This is a genomic window from Vibrio sp. R12-SW3-ISO1 (assembly GCF_059834005.1).
Genome location: NZ_JCBDGK010000007.1, coordinates 20,613 through 39,133 on the forward strand (window position 1 = coordinate 20,613; position 18,521 = coordinate 39,133).

Annotated in this window: 14 protein-coding genes; 9 read left to right on the plus strand and 5 right to left on the minus strand. The window is 50.7% G+C overall.

What is annotated here, in order from left to right:
* Positions 1–17: 17 nt before the first annotated feature.
* The 3 genes from AC6R0R_RS02425 to AC6R0R_RS02435 form a co-directional block, all read right to left on the minus strand.
* A complete protein-coding gene (locus AC6R0R_RS02425) occupies positions 18–1,466 on the minus strand; it encodes a Y-family DNA polymerase (protein WP_500625581.1) in 1,449 nt (482 codons plus the stop codon).
* 2 nt (positions 1,467–1,468) lie between these two features.
* Positions 1,469–2,152, minus strand: a complete 684-nt coding sequence (gene imuA / locus AC6R0R_RS02430) for a translesion DNA synthesis-associated protein ImuA (protein WP_500625582.1) — start codon at positions 2,150–2,152, stop codon at positions 1,469–1,471.
* Positions 2,153–2,281: 129 nt separating this feature from the next.
* On the minus strand, positions 2,282–3,025 hold the full coding sequence (locus AC6R0R_RS02435; protein ID WP_500625583.1) for a YciK family oxidoreductase: 744 nt from the start codon (positions 3,023–3,025) through the stop codon (positions 2,282–2,284).
* An 89-nt stretch (positions 3,026–3,114) separates the two neighbouring features.
* Here AC6R0R_RS02435 and sohB point away from each other — a divergent pair, with 89 nt between their 5' ends.
* Both sohB and AC6R0R_RS02445 read left to right on the plus strand, forming a co-directional pair.
* Positions 3,115–4,176 carry a protease SohB gene (gene sohB, locus AC6R0R_RS02440; protein ID WP_500625584.1) on the plus strand — a complete coding sequence of 354 codons (1,062 nt, stop codon included), beginning with the start codon at positions 3,115–3,117 and terminating at the stop codon, positions 4,174–4,176.
* A gap of 200 nt (positions 4,177–4,376) precedes the next feature.
* A complete protein-coding gene (locus AC6R0R_RS02445; RefSeq protein ID WP_500625585.1) occupies positions 4,377–6,239 on the plus strand; it encodes a methyl-accepting chemotaxis protein in 1,863 nt (620 codons plus the stop codon).
* A gap of 53 nt (positions 6,240–6,292) precedes the next feature.
* Here the strand turns inward: AC6R0R_RS02445 and AC6R0R_RS02450 are convergent, their stop codons facing one another.
* Positions 6,293–7,063 (minus strand): ABC transporter ATP-binding protein, encoded by a 771-nt coding sequence (locus AC6R0R_RS02450; protein WP_487902375.1) that lies wholly within the window; start codon positions 7,061–7,063, stop codon positions 6,293–6,295.
* Positions 7,063–8,115: a FecCD family ABC transporter permease gene (locus AC6R0R_RS02455; RefSeq protein WP_500625586.1), complete on the minus strand. Its 1,053-nt coding sequence runs from the start codon at positions 8,113–8,115 to the stop codon at positions 7,063–7,065. Before AC6R0R_RS02455 ends, AC6R0R_RS02450 begins: the two co-directional genes overlap by 1 nt.
* Positions 8,116–8,243: 128 nt before the next feature.
* Here AC6R0R_RS02455 and AC6R0R_RS02460 point away from each other — a divergent pair, with 128 nt between their 5' ends.
* The 7 genes from AC6R0R_RS02460 (at position 8,244) to AC6R0R_RS02490 (ending at position 18,481) form a co-directional block, all read left to right on the plus strand.
* Complete coding sequence (locus tag AC6R0R_RS02460) at positions 8,244–9,326, plus strand: ABC transporter substrate-binding protein (RefSeq protein ID WP_500625587.1); 1,083 nt, start codon at positions 8,244–8,246, stop codon at positions 9,324–9,326.
* A gap of 314 nt (positions 9,327–9,640) precedes the next feature.
* Complete coding sequence (locus AC6R0R_RS02465; RefSeq protein WP_500625588.1) at positions 9,641–13,336, plus strand: ATP-binding protein; 3,696 nt, start codon at positions 9,641–9,643, stop codon at positions 13,334–13,336.
* Entirely contained in the window at positions 13,333–14,502 is a 1,170-nt protein-coding gene (locus tag AC6R0R_RS02470; RefSeq protein WP_500625589.1) for an EAL domain-containing response regulator, read from the plus strand. The genes AC6R0R_RS02465 and AC6R0R_RS02470 overlap by 4 nt, the downstream gene beginning before the upstream one ends.
* Positions 14,499–15,095: a response regulator gene (locus AC6R0R_RS02475; protein WP_487902371.1), complete on the plus strand. Its 597-nt coding sequence runs from the start codon at positions 14,499–14,501 to the stop codon at positions 15,093–15,095. Before AC6R0R_RS02470 ends, AC6R0R_RS02475 begins: the two co-directional genes overlap by 4 nt.
* A complete protein-coding gene (locus AC6R0R_RS02480) occupies positions 15,092–16,480 on the plus strand; it encodes a sensor domain-containing diguanylate cyclase (RefSeq protein WP_500625590.1) in 1,389 nt (462 codons plus the stop codon). The genes AC6R0R_RS02475 and AC6R0R_RS02480 overlap by 4 nt, the downstream gene beginning before the upstream one ends.
* 10 nt (positions 16,481–16,490) lie before the next feature.
* Positions 16,491–16,850, plus strand: coding sequence for an Hpt domain-containing protein (locus AC6R0R_RS02485; RefSeq protein ID WP_500625591.1), 360 nt, complete (start codon positions 16,491–16,493; stop codon positions 16,848–16,850).
* Positions 16,847–18,481, plus strand: a complete 1,635-nt coding sequence (locus AC6R0R_RS02490) for a response regulator (RefSeq protein ID WP_500625592.1) — start codon at positions 16,847–16,849, stop codon at positions 18,479–18,481. Before AC6R0R_RS02485 ends, AC6R0R_RS02490 begins: the two co-directional genes overlap by 4 nt.
* The last annotated feature ends 40 nt before the right edge of the window (positions 18,482–18,521 follow it).

Genomic DNA, 18,521 nt, shown 5'->3' on the forward strand with positions numbered 1-18,521 from the left:
TTCTCTTGGATTCAGCGCTAACAAAATAGGCCATGCAAAAACCACTGGCGCTGCGGGGTGCGATAGACCCACAACCAGCGCCCAACCTCACTGCGAGCGATGAAGTAATCCCGAGTGATGCTGCCACCATCCCACCATCCGGTTGCAATGCGTTCGGGTCCTTGAATCAAGGTGACGTTCTCTTCCAGTGGCTGAGCGTTGTCGAGTAACACCAAAGGGCGAAACTTCGGCGTAGTCAGAGAGGTCGGAACGGGGCGCTCTGGCTCGCGCAGCGCCAGTGATTTTTCCGGTCTAGGGTCGGCGGTGAGCGCGATTTTACGTACCTGCTGCGTGCCCAACTTGGCTTGCAGTAGGCTGATGAGCTCCAACTCGCTCTGTTGGCCCTGCTTTTTGCCAAACAGGTTGGGGCTGGTGGATTCTAATTCGCCGCCGCGTACTAATTTGAGCGTCAGCCCTTGCACTGGCGCGTCGAGTTTCATCGACTCCAACGTCAGCTGGCACAGCGTCATCCAGCGCGTGGCCAGATAATCACCACTAGCGGAGGTAAAGTGAATCTGCGCCTCTTGTCCTTCCCGTTGATGCAGCGTGAGTGTGAGCTCGTAGGCCACTTGATTGCGCAGCATAAGGAAGTTTTCCAGTTGATTGAGCAGGCGCTGCAAAGGGCGAGTGAGCCACGCAATGGTCTCAATCTCAAACAGCAGCTCCAGATAACGCTGGAAGGACTCGGGCGGATGGTAGAAATCCACCGGATGCTTAAATTGGCCCATCAAGCGGCCAACATAGTTGACCAAATCAATATCAAAGCGGCGGGCAATATCCTGCATTGGCAACGCCAGCAACTGTTCGAGTGTGGTTATCCCGACGCGCGCGAGTTTATCCACTTGCGAGGGGGCGAGTTCGGTCGCGTGCAGAGCAAACGGTAAAAGAGCTTGATGGAGTTTCTCTTGACGCTCTTCAATCATGGCTGTACCCGATTTGGCCAATAGCATGGCGCACAGCGGAGAAAACCCAGTGGCATAATGATAGTGAAGGCGCATCGGCGCGTTGCTATCGCTCTCTTCTGTCTCTTTGCTATCCAGCGACCAGCGCGTGAGGTGCTGACTGAGCTGCTGCCAATACTTATCCAACCCCTCGTATAAGGTCAGCATATCGGTAACTTTAAGTAGCAAGCCATTGGGGGGATAGAGCGCAATGTCAGAGGTGACGAAATAGAGCCACTGCGCCAGTTCCAGTAACAGCTTATGCTCGACATCGGCGTCATAAGGGTGCACTTGCAGAGTCGGGCAAAGCGCACTGGCGCTGCCCAGCCCCATGCCGGGTTGGATCCCTTGAGCATGAGCCGCTGCATTTAACTGCACAACCCGAAAGCGCTGGGGATCGACAATCACCAGCGGCTCACCTTGCGGCGTGTGAAACAGCGCGTCCAGTTGCAAGGATGGAAAATGGAGATACAACCAGAGCGTCATCGTTAGCCTTGCTGCCTCAGTGGAAAGGGGAGAACGTCAGCGCTTGATGGTGAGCGAGCCTGCGTCAGTGCTGGCCAAGTGCGGCTCATATCCAGCACAAAACTGGCGTGTGGCCATCCGCCGCGGCGTTTGGTGATGGTGACCTCTAAGCCCAAAGGGTGCGGGCGCAGGGCAAGGCTTAAGCTCACCGGCAGTGATGCCTGGCTGTGCTGCTCGGATTTGAACAAAAAAGACAAACTATCACCGCGTTCACTGGCGACTTGCAAACGCCGAGCTTGGTGCACTTCTAACTCGCTCGACCATAACAGCACATTGCTGCAAGCGCCGCTTTTTAAACATTGCTCGGCGGCCCACAGCGCCTCTTTGTGCTCGCGTGGGTAGAGGAGCAAAATCTTATTCATATCGAACCCTTCGCGGATGAGCTGCTCGGCGCACAGATACCCCGGCGGCTGAATAAAGACCGACAACCGCTCTTGAGTGGTGTTTCTTAGATGGGGAAGCAACAGGCGCAGCTCACCAATCGCAGTGGGCGAGCTCAGTTCCACCACACCTTGCTTCGGGAAGCCGCCGCTGAGCTTTTGATCAAGCAGATCATAGCCAGTGGTGTAGTGGTCTTGTTCTGCTAAGGTTTGATTACCCTGCCAAAGCCATTGTTTTTGCTTAAGATGTTCGATCAGTTCATACATAATCATTTACCTGTATACATATACAGTATAATTGTTTATCAACGATCGACAAGATCCTTGTGGTGTGAGTGAATAAAAAAACGCCTCACACAGAGTGCAAGGCGTTGAGAAGTCGGCGTTTATTGGTGATTATTTTTTCGGTTGAGCGTCAATACACTGACCGTTGACGGCGCGACCTTCTGGTGCCATCAAGTAGAGATACAGGGGCATCAGATCGAGCGGTGTTTTGAGTAAATCGGCATCTTCCGCTGGGTAGGCTTTTGCGCGCATGCCTGTGCGGGTCGCGCCTGGGTTGATGGCATTAACACGAATAGTCGAGTCACTGAGCTCATCCGCCAACACTTGCATCATGCCTTCGGTTGCAAATTTGGACATCGCATACGTGCCCCAGAACGCGCGGCCACTGTGACCCACGGTGGATGAGGTAAAGACAATGCGCGCATCGTCGGATTTACGCAGCAAAGGCAGTAGGGCCTGCGTCATCAAAAAGGGCGCTTTGACGTTGACTTGCATCACGTCGTCATAGGTGTCCTCACCGATTTGATCAAACGGACTGATCACGCCAAGCAAACTGGCGTTGTGCAGCACACCATCAAGACGTCCAAATTGGCTCTCAATCGTATCGGCCATATCCAGATAGTTTTGCTTGCTGGCGCCTTTCATATCTAGGGGAATAATCGCTGGCTGAGGGTAGCCGGCGGCTTCGATTTCGTCGTAGGTGGCTTCGAGTTTTTTGACGGTGCGGCCAAGGAGAATCACCGTTGCGCCATGCTCTGCATAAGAGAGCGCCGCTTGTTTACCAATACCGGCTCCCGCGCCAGTAACCAGAATAACCTTACCTTTCAGGGCATCTGAAGAGACAGCATAATCCACGATGTGCATCCTTATTGTAATCTTCTGCTTTAAGTCTTCGTGACAAGGTGGTTACAATACACCAATTCGCCTAGGAGAGGATATTCACATTGGAATTTTTGTTGGAGTACGGGCTGTTTTTAGCCAAGATTGTGACTGTTGTGGTCGCGATTATTGCGATTTTAGTGATAGCCAAAGCCGCGGGTGGCAAGAGTGGAAGTGCCAAAGGTGAACTGGAGGTGACCAACCTCAGTGAACGGCATAAACACACCGTCGATACCCTCGAACATCATCTGCATGATGATGCGTTTTTGAAAGCGCGCGACAAGGTGGAGAAGAAGAGCCAGAAAGAAGAGACCAAAGCGCGCGAGAAAGCCATTAAACAGGCAAGTAAAGCGGGTGAGTTAGACAGCCAGCGCGAGCCGCACCTTTTTGTGTTGGATTTTAAGGGCAGCATTGATGCGAAAGAGGTGGCTTCGCTACGTGAAGAGGTGACCGCCATTCTTGCCGTGGCCCGTGAGGGAGACGAAGTTCTGCTGCGTCTTGAATCGGGTGGTGGCATGGTGCACGGATATGGCTTGGCCTCTTCGCAATTGGATCGCATCAAGCACGCGGGCATTCCACTGACCATCGCGGTCGATAAAGTAGCGGCCAGCGGCGGTTATATGATGGCGTGCATTGCGGACAAAATTGTCTCGGCACCGTTTGCGATTGTCGGCTCTATTGGCGTGATTGCCCAGTTGCCAAATTTCAATAAGCTGCTGAAAAAGCACGACATCGACTATGAGCAGCTGACTGCCGGTGAGTACAAACGCACGCTCACTATGTTTGGCGAAAACACCGACAAAGCGCGTGAAAAATTCAAACAAGAGCTCGAAGAGACGCACGATCTCTTTAAAGATTTTATCCGTGAACATCGCCCAGAGTTAGCGTTGGAGAAAGTCGCCACCGGTGAACACTGGTTCGGCACACAAGCGCACAAACTGGGCTTAGTGGATGAAATCAACACTTCTGATGACCTTATCGCCACCGCCTGCAAGGAAAAAACCGTTTTGGCGATCCATTACACACAAAAGAAAAAGCTGTCATCCAAGCTGGCCGGCATTGCCGGAGAAGCCGCCGATAACGTGCTCATGAAGCTGATGGACCGCGGACAAAGACCGATTGTGTGATAAATGATAAAGATAGACGCTTTGGTAACACAATACTTAAAGCCTAACTCCAAAAGCCCACTTCGGTGGGCTTTTTGCTGTTTGGTATTGGTACGGAGCCAATGTGTAGCTCGTTACTGTATGAGGAATAACCGATATTCCTCATAAAATATGCACTTCGCTACACTCGCACGGGCATGCTTATTTGTCTCTGAGGAATTATGAAATTTCGTACCAAATTGATCGTAGCAGGATCAGCGATATGTTTAGTGTCGTTGAGTCTATTATCGACCCTTAACTACCGTGCATTGAGTAAAGAAGTGGAGAGTTCTATCTCAACAATGATTGACCTCTCGATGAAACAGGTAGCCGATAATTTGTCGGAGACCATGAAAGCCAAATATGACTTTGCTGATTACCTATCGGAGTTGACGGCGAACGCACCTCAAGAGAGTGTTCATACTATTTTTAATCAATTAGCACTGAAGAATGTCTTTGTTACCGCTGGAGTGGGTTATGAAGACGATGGCCGAATTGTGCACAATGATGCCAGTTGGACGCCACCGAGTGACTGGGATTCTCGCACCCGCCCTTGGTATGTGGACGCAAAGCGCGTGGGTCAACGAGTGGTGACAGAGCCGTATGTAGATGAAGGCACAGGCGCGGTATTGATCTCTGTGTCACAACCGATTTACCAGAGTGGTCAGCTTGAGGCAGTGAGCTTTTTTGATGTTGACCTTTCTGTGTTGTCAGCCACTGTCAATGAGGCTGACGTGCCACACAGCACGCTATTCATTGTTCATGAAAATGGCACCATCATTGGTCACCCAAACGCGCAATTTAATGGTCAGCCTCTGACCCGTTTCATTGCAAATGGTGCGATTAGCAATGATGTTAAGATCTTGCCTGTTAATGGGCGAGATTACTATGTCACCTACCAGCCAGTGCCTGATACACGCTGGTTTGTCGGCATCCTCGTCGATTTTGAGCAGACACATCTTCCTTTGCAGAACATGAGAACAAGCTCGATGATCATTGCCACTCTCTTGATGTTCCTCAGTTTAGCGGTTTTCTTGGCGATCATCGCTTGGCTAACCCGCCCACTGCGTCAACTGAGCGCTGCAATGGACAACGTTGCAAGTGGCGATGGTGACTTGACCAAGCGTCTTGATACCAATACCGATGAAGAATTTAGCCAGCTAGCGAAAAGCTTCAACAACTTTGTTGCGACGATTCAAGCGCTGATTAAAGACAGCCAACGCACAGCGCACGATGTCACTCATGTGGCGGAGTCGACCAATATCGCGGCGAACGATTCACGAATGCTGCTGGACACTCAAGTACAAGAAGTGGAGCAGTTGGCGACTGCGATGAATGAGATGTCGACGACCTGTGCGTTGGTGGCAGAGAACGCACAGAGCGCCGCGCACGCTGCGCAATCGGCGGATCACGCTGCAGAAGAGGGCACCAGCATTGTCTCGCTGACGTCTGATTCTATCCAAACATTGGCTCAGCAGATGGAGCGCGCGTCGAAAAGTGTCCGTGAACTGGAAGCCTCAACTGACAGCATTGAATCTATCGTCAGCGTGATTAATGGCATTGCTGATCAAACCAACCTGCTTGCATTGAACGCGGCGATTGAAGCGGCGCGTGCGGGCGATTCAGGACGCGGTTTTGCGGTAGTGGCGGATGAGGTTCGCACCTTAGCGCAGCGCACAACGGAATCGACCACCGAAATTCGCGCTATGGTTGAACGCTTACAAGCGGGCGCGAACACGACGGCTTCGGCGATGACTCAGAGCTACGATCTGGCGATGGAGACGGTAGAGCACGCGCACAGTGCCAATGAGTCACTGCATCGCATTAAAGATGCGGTGTCGCAAATCACCGAAATGAATATCCAAATTGCCTCCGCGGCGGAAGAGCAAAGCTTGGTGGCTGAAGAGATCAACGGCAACACGGTGAACATCAAAGATCTGTCGAGCCAAGTAGCAGAACGTACGTTGGAAACGTCTAACTTAGTCGAGCAACAGACGCGCCTTGTCGAAGAGCAATCATCAGCACTCAACAAATTTATTGTTTAGTCGAAATGGCCCCAGCTTAATGCTGGGGCTTTTTTTTGAGCGGTGAGCGTGCGTTAACTGGCTTTTAGAGTACGTACGAAGGGTACGCCATCGTTATCATGATGAACCGTGGCATCCACATTGTAGATGGACTTCACCAGCTCTGTGGTCAAAATGGCATTGGGCGCGCCGCTGGCGACCAATTGCCCCTGTTTGATGACCAGAAGATGGTCGGCGTATTGCGCCGCCAAATTAAGATCGTGCAGCACCATAATGCTGACAAACTGCTGCTCGCGTGTCTGTTTCACTAAGTGATCAAGCAAGACATGCTGGTGGTGAAGATCCAATGCGCTAACGGGCTCATCAAGTAACATGATCTGCGGGTTGCGCATAATGGCTTGGGCAAACAAAATCATCTGCCGTTGACCGCCACTGAGTGAGCTAACGTTACGATTCGCCAAATGGGCCATGCCAATACTGTTGAGAATGTGCAGCCCTTGCTTGAGTAAATCATCATCAATGCGCAAGCTCAAACTATCGAGCCTGCCCATCAGTACCACTTCTATCACACTCAAACTCACTTCAAGGTGAATGTCTTGCGGCATGTAGCCAAAGCGAGCGCGCCAGCGAGCGAGGGCTTTCGGGTTGAGCGTGGTCTCTTGATGACGAATGGCACCTTGAGAGAGGTCAATATCGCCAAACAGCGCTTTCAAGAGTGTGCTCTTTCCGGCGCCGTTGGGACCCAGTACCGCAGTGACTTGACCGGGATTGAGTTCAAAGCTGATGTTATCTGCCAGCGTGAGATTATCGATATGAATGTGAATATGATCCGCAACCAGCACCATTAACCTCGCTTCGCCAAGATAAGCCAGAAGAAGAAAGGCACGCCAATAATGGCGGTGACTATGCCAATGGGAAATAGCGCGCCTGGCACGATGATTTTAGACAGCACAGAGGCGCCTGAGAGCAAAAATGCCCCAACTAAAAACGACATCGGCAAGAAGAATCGCTGATCTTCACCCACCATGGATTTCGCCATATTGGGGGCGACAATGCCGACAAAGCCGATGATCCCAACAAAACTGGTCACGGTTGCGGTGATCACCGCGACGATAAACAGAGTTTTTAATCGCAGCCGTTTGATGTTAACGCCAACGCTTTTTGCCCGCTCTTCACCAAGGCGCAGCGCGGTGAGTTGCCAGGCATCTTTCATCAGCAACACGCCACCCAATAAGACCACCGCCGCGGTAATGGCTAGGTTATTCCACGTTGCTTTTGATAGGCTACCAAAGAGCCAAAATAGAATTTGCTGACTGAGTTCAGGGGAGGAGACAAACTGCACCAACGAGAGCAGCGATTGAAACAAAAACAGCAGCGCAATGCCGGCAAGAATCAGCTGGCCAGAGCTAATATGACGCACCGACGCGAGAGAGAACAAAAAGCACGCCGACAACATACAACACAAAAACGCGCCAAGTGGCACCGCATAGTTGCTGCTGATCCCCCAAGATCCCATGTACAGAGTGATGGCCGCGCCAAAGCCTGCGGCTGCCGCCATACCTAAGGTGTAGGGGCTTGCCATGGTGTTGTTCAGGAGCGTCTGCATTTCTGCACCACCAACGCCAAGTGCGCCGCCAACGACGATCGCCATCAAAGCGATGGGCAAGCGCAGGTTGGTGACAATGATTTGCGTGGATGCATCGACTTGATACGGCAAGCCAATCCATTCCAATAATGAGTAGAGGACTTTGGATGCATTGAGCATCGAAGGCCCGGTCATGATGTCAAAAACAAACGTCATCACAATCAGACAAGCAAAGGCGACAATGACGCCTACGCGTTGCTTCTCGTTGCGGCGCTGCTGCTTGATTAACTGTTCTAAGGCGACAGATTCCACGTCATCTTACCTGTACAAAAGGGCGTATTCGCATAAATAAAGGTGGTGATATTACCATTAATGATAGTTAGTTGCATTATCATTAATAAAGGGATTAATATGTCGCAAAACAACAAGGAATTGACCCAATGATTAAACAGTTAATGATGTTTGCCGCACTCTGTTTTAGCGGTTTCACTTTTGCCCAAACCACCACAGTAACTGACGTTCTAGGACGTGAGGTGACCTTTGATGCACCGGCGCAACGAGCCGTCGTAGGATTTTACCCTGAAGATTATATGGCAATAGGCACGGAAGCGGCGTATGACCATGTGGTTGGCATGTCTAAATACATTTGGCAAGCACGTTCGGCGAGCTGGGCGAAGTATGTCAAGCACCGCCCCTCTCTTGATGAGATCCCCGAAATCGGACGTGTAGACACCAACACCTTCTCGGTAGAAAAAGTGATCGGCTTGAATCCCGACGTCGTGCTACTGGCGGATTGGCAATTTAAGGCACTTGAATCGGATGTTGAGCGTATGCAAAGTGCCGGGATCGCAGTGGTCGTTGTGGATTACAACGCCCAAACGGTGGAGCGCCATGTGCAAAGCACTAAGCTGATTGGGGTCATCACTGGTCAGCAAGCGCGCGCACAAACCATTGCTGATGAGTACCAGAAAAACGTAGAGATGATCAGCGAGCGTCTCGCGAAAGCCAACCTGCCTAAGCCGCGTGTCTACACCGAATATGGTGCGGCGGGCGTAAGCGAAACTGGCTACACCTTTGGCAAAAACATGTGGGGTGCGATTGCGACCATGGCGGGCGGTGACAATATCTCCGCTCCATACGTCGAGTGGTGGGGCAAACTCAACCCAGAGCAAATCCTCGCTGCGAATCCAGAAGTGATTGTGATGACAGGCTATGAATCAGGCAGCGCCGATGACTCTATGGTCATGGGGCAAGGTGTGGATGAAGCGCTAGCGAAGCAGCGTTTAGTCGGATTTCAGCAGCGTGTCGGTTGGTCAACCCTATCTGCGGTGCAAAACCAGCGTATGTTTGCGGCGTATCACGGTGCATGTCGTACGATTCTTGATGGCGCGATGATCCAGTTTTACGCGAAAATTCTCTACCCATCCCTGTTTAGTGATTTAGACCCTGCTGGTCAATACCAGGCGTTTTATGAAAAATACCTGCCGATTAGCCCAACCGGCACTTTTATGACTGAGTTATAAGAGCTCAGCTGTTAGGCTGGTTACGCTCTTTTGGGCAAGTTGAATAAGCGTGCTGCCCTCAACGAAAGCCGAAGTGAACCGTATGTCGGGTCACTTCGGCTTTTCTGTCATTACTGATCCTAGAGAGCGTCAATTTTCTTCTTTTCTGACAGAGTCGATTTGTCTGGTATCTCCCGAACTCGTGTCATACTCTTCCTACAAAATTTAAAATTATTTATATTTAACAATTAGTTATGAAACCCGCGTTGAACTTGCTCGTTTGACTTTGCTTCCTATATCCATAGTCTTGCCGATCAGTAGAGTAGGAAAGACTTATGATGCCACGTTTTCAAACACGATTTCACATGCCGCGCTTTCGCGTGATGGCGCTGTGTGCGCTTTGCCTGCTTGGTTTAGGTACAGGTGAGGTGAATGCGACCAAAACTGCGCCAGTAGCGCCGACCAGCGAGCCACAAAGGGCGACGTTGGTGTTTGGTATCGTGTCAAAAGAGGGAGCGATGGGTACCCAACGCGATGGCATCAATGCATTTGACGCCATCAATCAAGACTATCTGGTCAACATCGCCAACGCGCTGAAGTTGAAGGTAGAACTGAAAGGCTACCCGACGGTGTCTGCACTGCTGGATGCGATTGAGCGTGATGAAGTGGTCGGGGCGGTGGGCTTTAGCCACACCGAGGAGCGAGCCAAGCGATTTATCTTCTCTAAACCTTTTTTCACTAGCAGTGTGGCGGTGTGGTACGCCGATCGTCATCTCGCCAAACATGCGCCTGAATCTCTTGCTTGGTCATGCATTCGCGGTACTTCTCATTGCGAACAGCTCAAATCGGCGGGCATTGATAACATTCACTACGCCCGCGATCTTGATGATGCCAAGCAAGCGATGGAGTTGGGATTGAGTGATGCGCTTATCTCCAGTTTCGTGGTCTTAAACACTTTTCTTGATGGCCATGACATCGTCAAAGGTACATTGGCGACGCCAGAGTGGGTCAAGAGCGAGAAAGTGCGCTTGATCACCACCGCCAAATATCAAAGCCTTGTCGATCGCGTCAATCAGGTGCTGAATTTAGAAGAGCAGGGGGATAATGTTCGCTCGATTGTCTCCGACAACCCTTATCACTCGGTTGAACTCAAACTGCACGATTTTCAGCGTACCCATAGCGCCGAACAGCCGATCACTTATAGCGCAGCGACCACCGCCTATCCGTTTCTGTTTCGTGGTGAAGACGGCAAGCTTGATGGCTTTTTGCATGATTTCTTCCAACTGCTTCGCTCGCGTACCGGACTCGATTTTACCCATGTAGAGCCTGATCATCTCGATGAAGGGAGCTTGTCAGGCTATAACGCCGATTTGGTTCCCGTGGCGTATACCGATGAAAAGCCGATGGCGAAGTGGCAATTGACTGAGCCCTTTTTGTCTCTCAACTATGTTGCCGTGACCCGTGAGGGTGACGTACCTCAACATCAGGGGCATGACATTGTCGGCGTTTTGACCAGCAGTGAGCACCAAGGATTTGTTCATCTTACAGGGTGGCGTGATCGCCAGATCAAACAATACGACACCCTGAAAACGCTGATTGCAGACTTGAAATCTCAAGCAATTGATTTTGCCTATATCCCTAAAGATATCGCGCACGGTTTGGTGGTACGAAGCGATGTCGGCGGGCTCGAAATCAATGAACGTGAGCCTCTGAAAGTACACCTCGCGTTTGCGGTGAAAAACTCCCCGCAGTTGAAGCGATTGCTCGACAGTGTATTTAGCACCATTGACGTTAACGAGATGGCGAAGCTGATGCGAGGCTATCGGCAAATCAACTTCATCTACGGCTATGACGATAAGCAAGTAGTGCAGGTCGCTGGCGCTGTGCTGACATTGGTGTTGCTGGCGGCGCTACTGACCTACTTTATTATCTCTAACCTCAGGCTCAAAGTGGGCTTGGCTGAGGCAAGTGCAAATCAAGAAGAGAACGAAAAAGAGTGGTTGAAGACCATTATTTCAGAGCTCGACAGTTGGGTATTTATTCATGACAGCCGCAACCAGATGGTGCTGAGTAACTGCGAGCACGTTCAACGTGGCGATTGCAACGGGTGCACCGTGGCCAGTCGTAGCGCGCAGTCGCCTTTGGTCGATAATGCGCAAGAAGTGGAGCGGGTATTGGCGGGTGAACTGATCGCAGATTATCACCAAACTCAAGATTGCCGTCTGTCGGTGGCGCACATTTTCCGCCAACGTAAAATGATCACGTCTCCGAGCTCAAACAATCGCTTTGTGTTGACGGTGCTCAACGACATCACCGAGCACAAAGCGAAAGAAGCCGAGCTTCTCAAAGCGAAGCAACATGCGCAGGAAGCGGTCGTCTCTCGTGAGCGCTTTTTGGCAACCATGAGCCATGAGCTGCGCACTCCCATAGCGGCGGCGCAAGGGCTATTGGAGCTGATGCAAACCAAGCCGTTGCATGCTGACGTGTCTGAACTGGTGGAACAAGCCAAACAATCGACCCGTCACCTCAATCAGTTGGTGGATGAAGTGCTCGATTTTTCCAAATTGCACGCCAATCAGTTGCGTGTGAATCCGGTTGAGACCGATCTGCTTCAGGTGGTGGGGGAGACGGTTCGTTCCTTTGAAAGTGCAGCGCAGAGCAAAGGACTGGAGTGTCGCGTGGCGTTTTTACCCTTTGCCCAGCGTTATGGCGTGATTGATGATGTGCGAGTGGTGCAAATCATCAACAACTTGATGTCTAACGCGATTAAGTTCACTCAGACGGGCTTCATTAAAATTGATGCATCCGCGACTGAGCGGGCACTCAACGTGACGATCTCGGACAGTGGCATCGGAATGACGCGCGCCCAAATAGAAAAGATTTTTCAGCCGTTTACCCAAGCTGACGATGGCGTGACGCGCCAATTTGGCGGCACCGGTTTAGGGTTGAGCATTGTCGACAAGCTGGTGGCCTGCATGGGCGGGTCACTCAATGTTGAAAGCATCGTCAATGTTGGCAGTGTGTTTCGCTTACAGCTGCCACTCAAACCCAGTGCTCGCTTAGATCCGATATTGAGCGATGTGAGCTACAACGAATCAGGTTTACCTGTAGAAATGACACAGTGGTTTCGCGCCTGGGGGCTGAAAGCCTGTGAGAGTCACGCGGATGTGATGATGCTTGAAAACCATAATCTTCAGATTCGAGGTTTGAGTGACGACGTACATGAGATGCCGAGTCTGCACTATCGCTACCCTCATCTGGTGCTTAAAGCCTTGACGGAGCGCACGCGTCAGACATCGACCTCCACGTCAGCAGCTAAGGATGCGCCTGCAAGTCCCGCGCTGAGCGGGCGTGTTTTGGTGGCGGAAGATAACCTCATCAATCAAAACATCATCGCGATGCAACTGGCTGAGTTGGGCGTTGACGCCAAGATAGTCGATAACGGCGAACAAGCGTTGGCTTATCTTGCTCAGCACCAGGATATCGATGTGCTGCTGACTGACTTTCATATGCCCATCATGGACGGTTTTGCCTTGACGCGTCACATTCGTCAAGACTCGACACTGAGTGCGTTACCCGTGATTGGCCTCACCGCAGAAGATTCGCGAGTGGCGACGGAGCTTGCCAGCCAAAGCGGCTTGGACCATGTCCTTTGCAAGCCTTATTCAATGGCGCAATTACGCGCTCTGCTTGACTTGTATCTGCCCGCAGAGGTGAACGAAACCCGCGCCATGCCTGCTTGGCTTGCTCAGTTAAGCGAGAGCGAACAAGCCGAATTTGCGGCGCTGTTTGTGCAGTCGATGAATCAAGATTTAAAGGTGCTGCGAGACAGCGATGATATCGATGTGCTTCGCAAGGCGATACACAGCATTAAAGGCGGCTTGGCAGCCGTTGGGCTCACGTCACTGATGACTCAGTGTCAACACATAGAGCACTCTTCTGCTCACTCATTCTCTCAGGGAGTCGCGTCATTGATTGATAGTCTGACGCAAGAGGTAGCCGCGGTAGACCGCTGGAGAACCCAATCATGACACACACAGTGATGTTATTAGACGACCACCCCTTACAGCTAAAAATGCTGGACAGAGCGCTACGCCAACTCGGGGTGAGTGATATTCACAGTTTTACCTCGGTAGATGCGGCGATGGCGTCAGTGAGTGAACGGGATTACCAGTTGATCTTGTGTGATTTGAGCATGCCCGGTCGAGATGGTATCGACATGCTTGAAGCGCTCAATGAGGTCGGTTTTTCTGGACATGTCGCCATTCTCAGTGGGCTAGATCAACCTGTGCTCTCTACCGTGAAAGCCATGTGCCAAGGTTACAGTTTTGACCTTATTGCCCAGATCAGTAAGCCTTTTGTTGAGGCTGAATTAAGCGCTCTATTTTCCTACATCAAACCGGCCCAGCGCACATCCGTTCGACGCGCGCTAACGCTAACGGATGCGGAGTTTTTGCTCGCGTTGGCTGCGGGGGACATTTGCAATTTTTATCAGCCTCAAGTGGATTTCAATACTGGTGAGGTAGTGGGCGTTGAAGCGCTGGCGAGATGGCAACACCCAGAGCATGGCACGCTCTTCCCCGATACCTTTCTTCCTATGGTAGAGCGATGCCAGTTGTCGAACGAGCTGTTTGATACCGTATTGCTCAACGCGCTCATGGATATGCAGCAGGGTTTGCTGCCCGCCAAAGTCTCCGTGAACGCCGATCAAGCGAATCTGGAGAACCCCAATTTTGCCGATCATGTGCTGACGCTGTGTCGTCAGCACCGAGTTGATCCGCAGCGTCTGACGATAGAAATCACCGAAGAGTACTCGTACCAGAAAAATCGTGCGCTATACAAAAACTTAGCCAAGCTGCGCGTCAATCACATCAATGTCGCGATTGATGATTTTGGTACAGGCTACTCCTCGTTGGAGAACTTGTATGCCTTCCCATTTAACGAAATCAAGATAGACCGCACCTTTGTGCTTGGTCTTGAGAACGACACCAAAAAGCAGCGCATCGTGACGTTTATCAGCCAACTTGCGCAATCTTTCAACATTCATGTTGTGGCAGAAGGTGTGGAGACGAAGCAATCGTGGGATGTATTGCGCGGGTTGAGTGTGCATACCTGCCAAGGCTACCTGGTCAGTAAACCTGTTCCTTTGGCAGAGCTGCCGCTTTGCCAACCTAATTTAGTAGAGAGCTTATTATGAGTAAATGTCGCTGTTTAGTGTTTGATGACCATCCGCTGGTGGGAGTGGCGATTCGCGCCACCATCTCAACCTTACCCTTTATTGACAGTGTCTCTGTGGCCAACAACGCCAAGAGTGCGCTCAATACCATTAAGTCAGGGGCGGTGGACTTGCTTATCTTGGACATCAATCTCACCGATGTCGATGGATACGATTTCTACCGCCGCATTAAGTCTCATGGCTATCGCGGTAAGGTCTTGTTCTATTCGGCGGAAGAGAGCGCGCTGTTTAGCGAATTGGCGTTTAAAGCAGGCGCTGACGGTTATGTGTGTAAGTCGGAGCAGCAAGAGATCTTGCGTGATGCAGTAGAAGGGATCTTCAACGGCTATACCTTCTTCAAGTTCAAATCAACTCCGAGCCCTGAGCGCGAGAAAGTGGAGCTCTCTAATCGTGAAGCCGTCGTGATGAACCATTTACTGCGCGGAAAAACCAACAAGGAGATCGCGCATATTTTGTCCATCAGCGACAAAACCGTGAGCACCTATAAGAAGCGTCTTTTAGACAAATATGGTGTGGGCAACTTAATGGAGCTCAACAAGGTCGCGGCATTATGATTAGCAAAAAAGTGAGTCGTGTCAGCGTGCTGACGAAGTCTTGCGCGTTGGCGTTTATCACCTATGTCTTGCTGTTTTTTGCCTACTCCTATGTGCAAGTCAGCACGAAAAAAAACGACTTCAAGCTGCTGACGGAAAGCATCGATACTCAAAAGCAGCGCCTGATTTACACCTCTTTGTTTGTGAATACGGTTTTTCATATTGATGAGGCGGTGTTGGAGGAGACGTACAACAATATCGGCCAATATGGCATTAAGACCTACGTTTACCCACTGACCGGAGAGTCACACCAGTTGAATCGCGATGAAAAAGTGGTGTTGTCCTCACTGATTTATGCCTTTGGCAATATGAATGCGTTTTTACTCGATGATCGCTCTGCGACCTACTACCAATCGTTTCAAGGGCAGGGAAAGTTCATCTTTTTCAGCGATATGGGGCAAATTGACTTGGGTACACGCGCCATCCACGATCAGCGCTGCGAACGTTTTCGAACTTGTTCTCGATTTTCCACCGCAGAGGCGCTTTCAGATCGCTTAGTAGTATCAAAAATCTACCAGGATATGATCTCAGGCGAACCGACAATAACACTGTCGAGCCCCGTGTGGCATCGTGGTGAAGTGATTGGCGATGTGAGCGTAGATATGTACGCATTTGGTTCAAAATTTGGTGAAGAAGCGACGTACAGCTCAGGCAATGTGGGCGAGCTTAATTATGTGCAAATCAGTTACCCGGACTACCCGTTGGCAGAGCTGGGCTTTCGCTCGCACTATGTGATTGATAACAAATCGGTGCTCAGTTTCAATTATCCGGTCAGCAAGTTGTTGCTTGATACGTTACCCGCCTTTTTCTTGCTTTGGTGTGTCTCGCTACTTAGCGTGAATCACTACGCCAAACTGCGTGAGGCGAAAGCCAATATCGCCAAAGTGTACGAAGAGTCACACCGTGATGAGATGACAGGGCTGTATAACCGCAAGGTGTTCAATACTCGCAAGTTCATAGAAAAAACGCACAGTGAAACTCTGGCTATCTTGGCCGTGGATGGTAACAAACTCAAAACCATCAATGACGAATATGGGCACCATACCGGTGATGAAGCGATTAAACACATTGCCAACGCGATGAAGCGTGTTTTCCGCGACTCCGACTATCTTGTTCGCTCGGGCGGTGATGAGTTTCTCGCCATTTTGCCGGGCTGTACTCCGCCTCGTGTGTTGGAGCTCAAAGAGAAGTTGCAACAGCAGGTATCGGCTCAGCTGTTAAGACCGATGAACATCGCGGTGACCGTGAGCGTGGGTGTGGCGTTTAAACGGCCAGATGATGAGCTAGACCATGCGCTGATCATGGCGGATGAAAATCTCTATCAAGACAAAGGCAAGCGGGGGTAAGTAAGAGGTGATGCAGCAAATCCAGCCTAACGATCACACGGCGTGGCTAGATGCCTTTGAGCCAAGCACAAGGCCGATGATGGCGCAGTGCTATATCGATGTGATGCAAGAAGACGCCACCGGTTTAACCCAGGCGCTTGAACGGGCGGATGAAGCGACCGCTCGCGCTCTGCTGCATAAGATCAAGGGCGGCGCGGCGATGGTGGGTCACCACTTATTGGCGACTGAGGCACATCACTTATTGCAAGCCAGTTCTCTATCGGTGCAGGGTGAGCCGTCGCTTATTCAATTTTCACGAAACCTAAGCCAAAGCATTGAGCATGTCGTGAACTGGCAATCGATGCCGACATCGGAGGAGGCAGGGCCATGAATGGGATCAATGTCAGCCAGCTTAAAGTATTGGTCGCGGATGACTCGCGTTTAGTGTGCAGCTCTATCTTGTTGATCCTAAGAGAGATTGGTTTTGATAGCAGTAACGTTGTTTGTGCCTATCGGCCAAATGAGGTGATCAATCACTGCAAGCAGATTGCGTTCGACATCGTGATTTGTGATGTGAACTTTAATAGCCAGATCAACGGCTACCAACTGCTCGAAGAGTTGCATCACTTACAACTGCTCAAAAGCGATCTCTTTTTCGCCTTTTTAACCGGTGAAAACCAACCGCAAATCGTGCGTACCATCATTGACTGTAACCCGGATGATTATTGGCTTAAGCCCTTCAATAAGCCCTTTCTCTCTGCGCGTCTTTACAGCGGTCTCAAGCGGAAAAAGGCACTGGCGAGTGTCTATGCCGCTATTTATGACAAGCAATACCAACACGCGCTAGAGGTATGTGATGAGCTGCACCCGTTTCACCCGCAGTATGGGCGTCATCTGGGCCATCTGAAAGCCCAATGCTATGCCCAGTTGGGTCAATATGAGGATGCGGCCCAGCAGTATCGCGCGCTGCTCGATGAATATGATTGCGACAGCGTGAAAACCGCATTGAGCAAAGTGCTGATTGAACAAGAAGAGATTGATATGGCAAGGGATGTACTCAGCACCTTGTCGAATCAAGACAATAATCCCTACTACCATGATGGGATGGCGGCGGTGTGTGTGCGAAACGACAATATAGAGGGGGCGATAGGGCATTTAAAATTGGCCACCAACCTGCTTGAGGCAGGGACAGAACGCGAGTTGATTCTCTCCAATCTATCGCTAGCGATTGCTCATTATGACGACGCGTTTTATTACATTAAGCGCTACAGCGAAAAGAACGAAAATACCTATCGGCAAAGTGAATACATCACGCTCAACACGGTCCGTAGTTTTCTCTATCGAGCCGTTGATGAGGATAAGCCCGCAGTATTTGAAGCTCAGCGTTACCTCATCAATGGTAAGTTGGATGAGCTTGAAAAGTGTCGTCATCTTGATGTGCAAGTGACGTTGCTGCATGTGCACATTCATTGGTTGTCGCAAGATATGCGCAGCGCCGTGTCGCTCCTCTCTGAGCTCACCGTTGATAAGCCACTGCATTTCTATGATTATTTTCATTGGCTCTATCTACTGGAGCACCTGTCGCTGTTTAACGACATTCCCGTGCTCTTGCAGCAGGCCAAAATGGCGATTCGAGACGAGCAAATTGCCCATATTAAGAAGAGCCAGCACGTCATGTGGAAAAATTTTGAAAGCCGCTTCAAAGATAAGCAGCGCCAAATTCAGCGAGTGAAAAGCATTATGGCGCAATGGAACGAACGCGACGAAAAAGAGGGCGAGAAATACTTAGAGCAATACGCGACGCTCAAAGCCCTGATGCCGAACTCCTATAAAGTGAGCTTGGCGATCATCAAGCTACTGGCCAATAACCGCATTCGAATTCGCAACTATCGAGAGGTATTTAACTTGTTGGCGGATTGCCATCGAGTGGTCCATGCGCAAATGTCGGCACAAGAGCGCAACAACAGCAATTACAAACAGCTCTATGCGATGGCGAAAGATAATGTGATGGAGTATGCCTAAGCCACCGGAGTGACTTAGGCGTGATATTAAGCTTTGATAC

What these genes read in the sequence shown, in the direction of transcription:
- AC6R0R_RS02425 (WP_500625581.1), bottom strand. Translation starts at nt 1,466, where the DNA reads ATGACGCTCTGGTTGTATCTCCATTTTCCATCCTTGCAACTGGACGCG.
- imuA (WP_500625582.1), bottom strand. Translation starts at nt 2,152, where the DNA reads ATGTATGAACTGATCGAACATCTTAAGCAAAAACAATGGCTTTGGCAG.
- AC6R0R_RS02445 (WP_500625585.1), top strand. Translation starts at nt 4,377, where the DNA reads ATGAAATTTCGTACCAAATTGATCGTAGCAGGATCAGCGATATGTTTA.
- AC6R0R_RS02450 (WP_487902375.1), bottom strand. Translation starts at nt 7,063, where the DNA reads ATGGTGCTGGTTGCGGATCATATTCACATTCATATCGATAATCTCACG.
- AC6R0R_RS02460 (WP_500625587.1), top strand. Translation starts at nt 8,244, where the DNA reads ATGATTAAACAGTTAATGATGTTTGCCGCACTCTGTTTTAGCGGTTTC.
- AC6R0R_RS02465 (WP_500625588.1), top strand. Translation starts at nt 9,641, where the DNA reads ATGATGCCACGTTTTCAAACACGATTTCACATGCCGCGCTTTCGCGTG.
- AC6R0R_RS02470 (WP_500625589.1), top strand. Translation starts at nt 13,333, where the DNA reads ATGACACACACAGTGATGTTATTAGACGACCACCCCTTACAGCTAAAA.
- AC6R0R_RS02475 (WP_487902371.1), top strand. Translation starts at nt 14,499, where the DNA reads ATGAGTAAATGTCGCTGTTTAGTGTTTGATGACCATCCGCTGGTGGGA.
- AC6R0R_RS02480 (WP_500625590.1), top strand. Translation starts at nt 15,092, where the DNA reads ATGATTAGCAAAAAAGTGAGTCGTGTCAGCGTGCTGACGAAGTCTTGC.
- AC6R0R_RS02485 (WP_500625591.1), top strand. Translation starts at nt 16,491, where the DNA reads ATGCAGCAAATCCAGCCTAACGATCACACGGCGTGGCTAGATGCCTTT.
- AC6R0R_RS02490 (WP_500625592.1), top strand. Translation starts at nt 16,847, where the DNA reads ATGAATGGGATCAATGTCAGCCAGCTTAAAGTATTGGTCGCGGATGAC.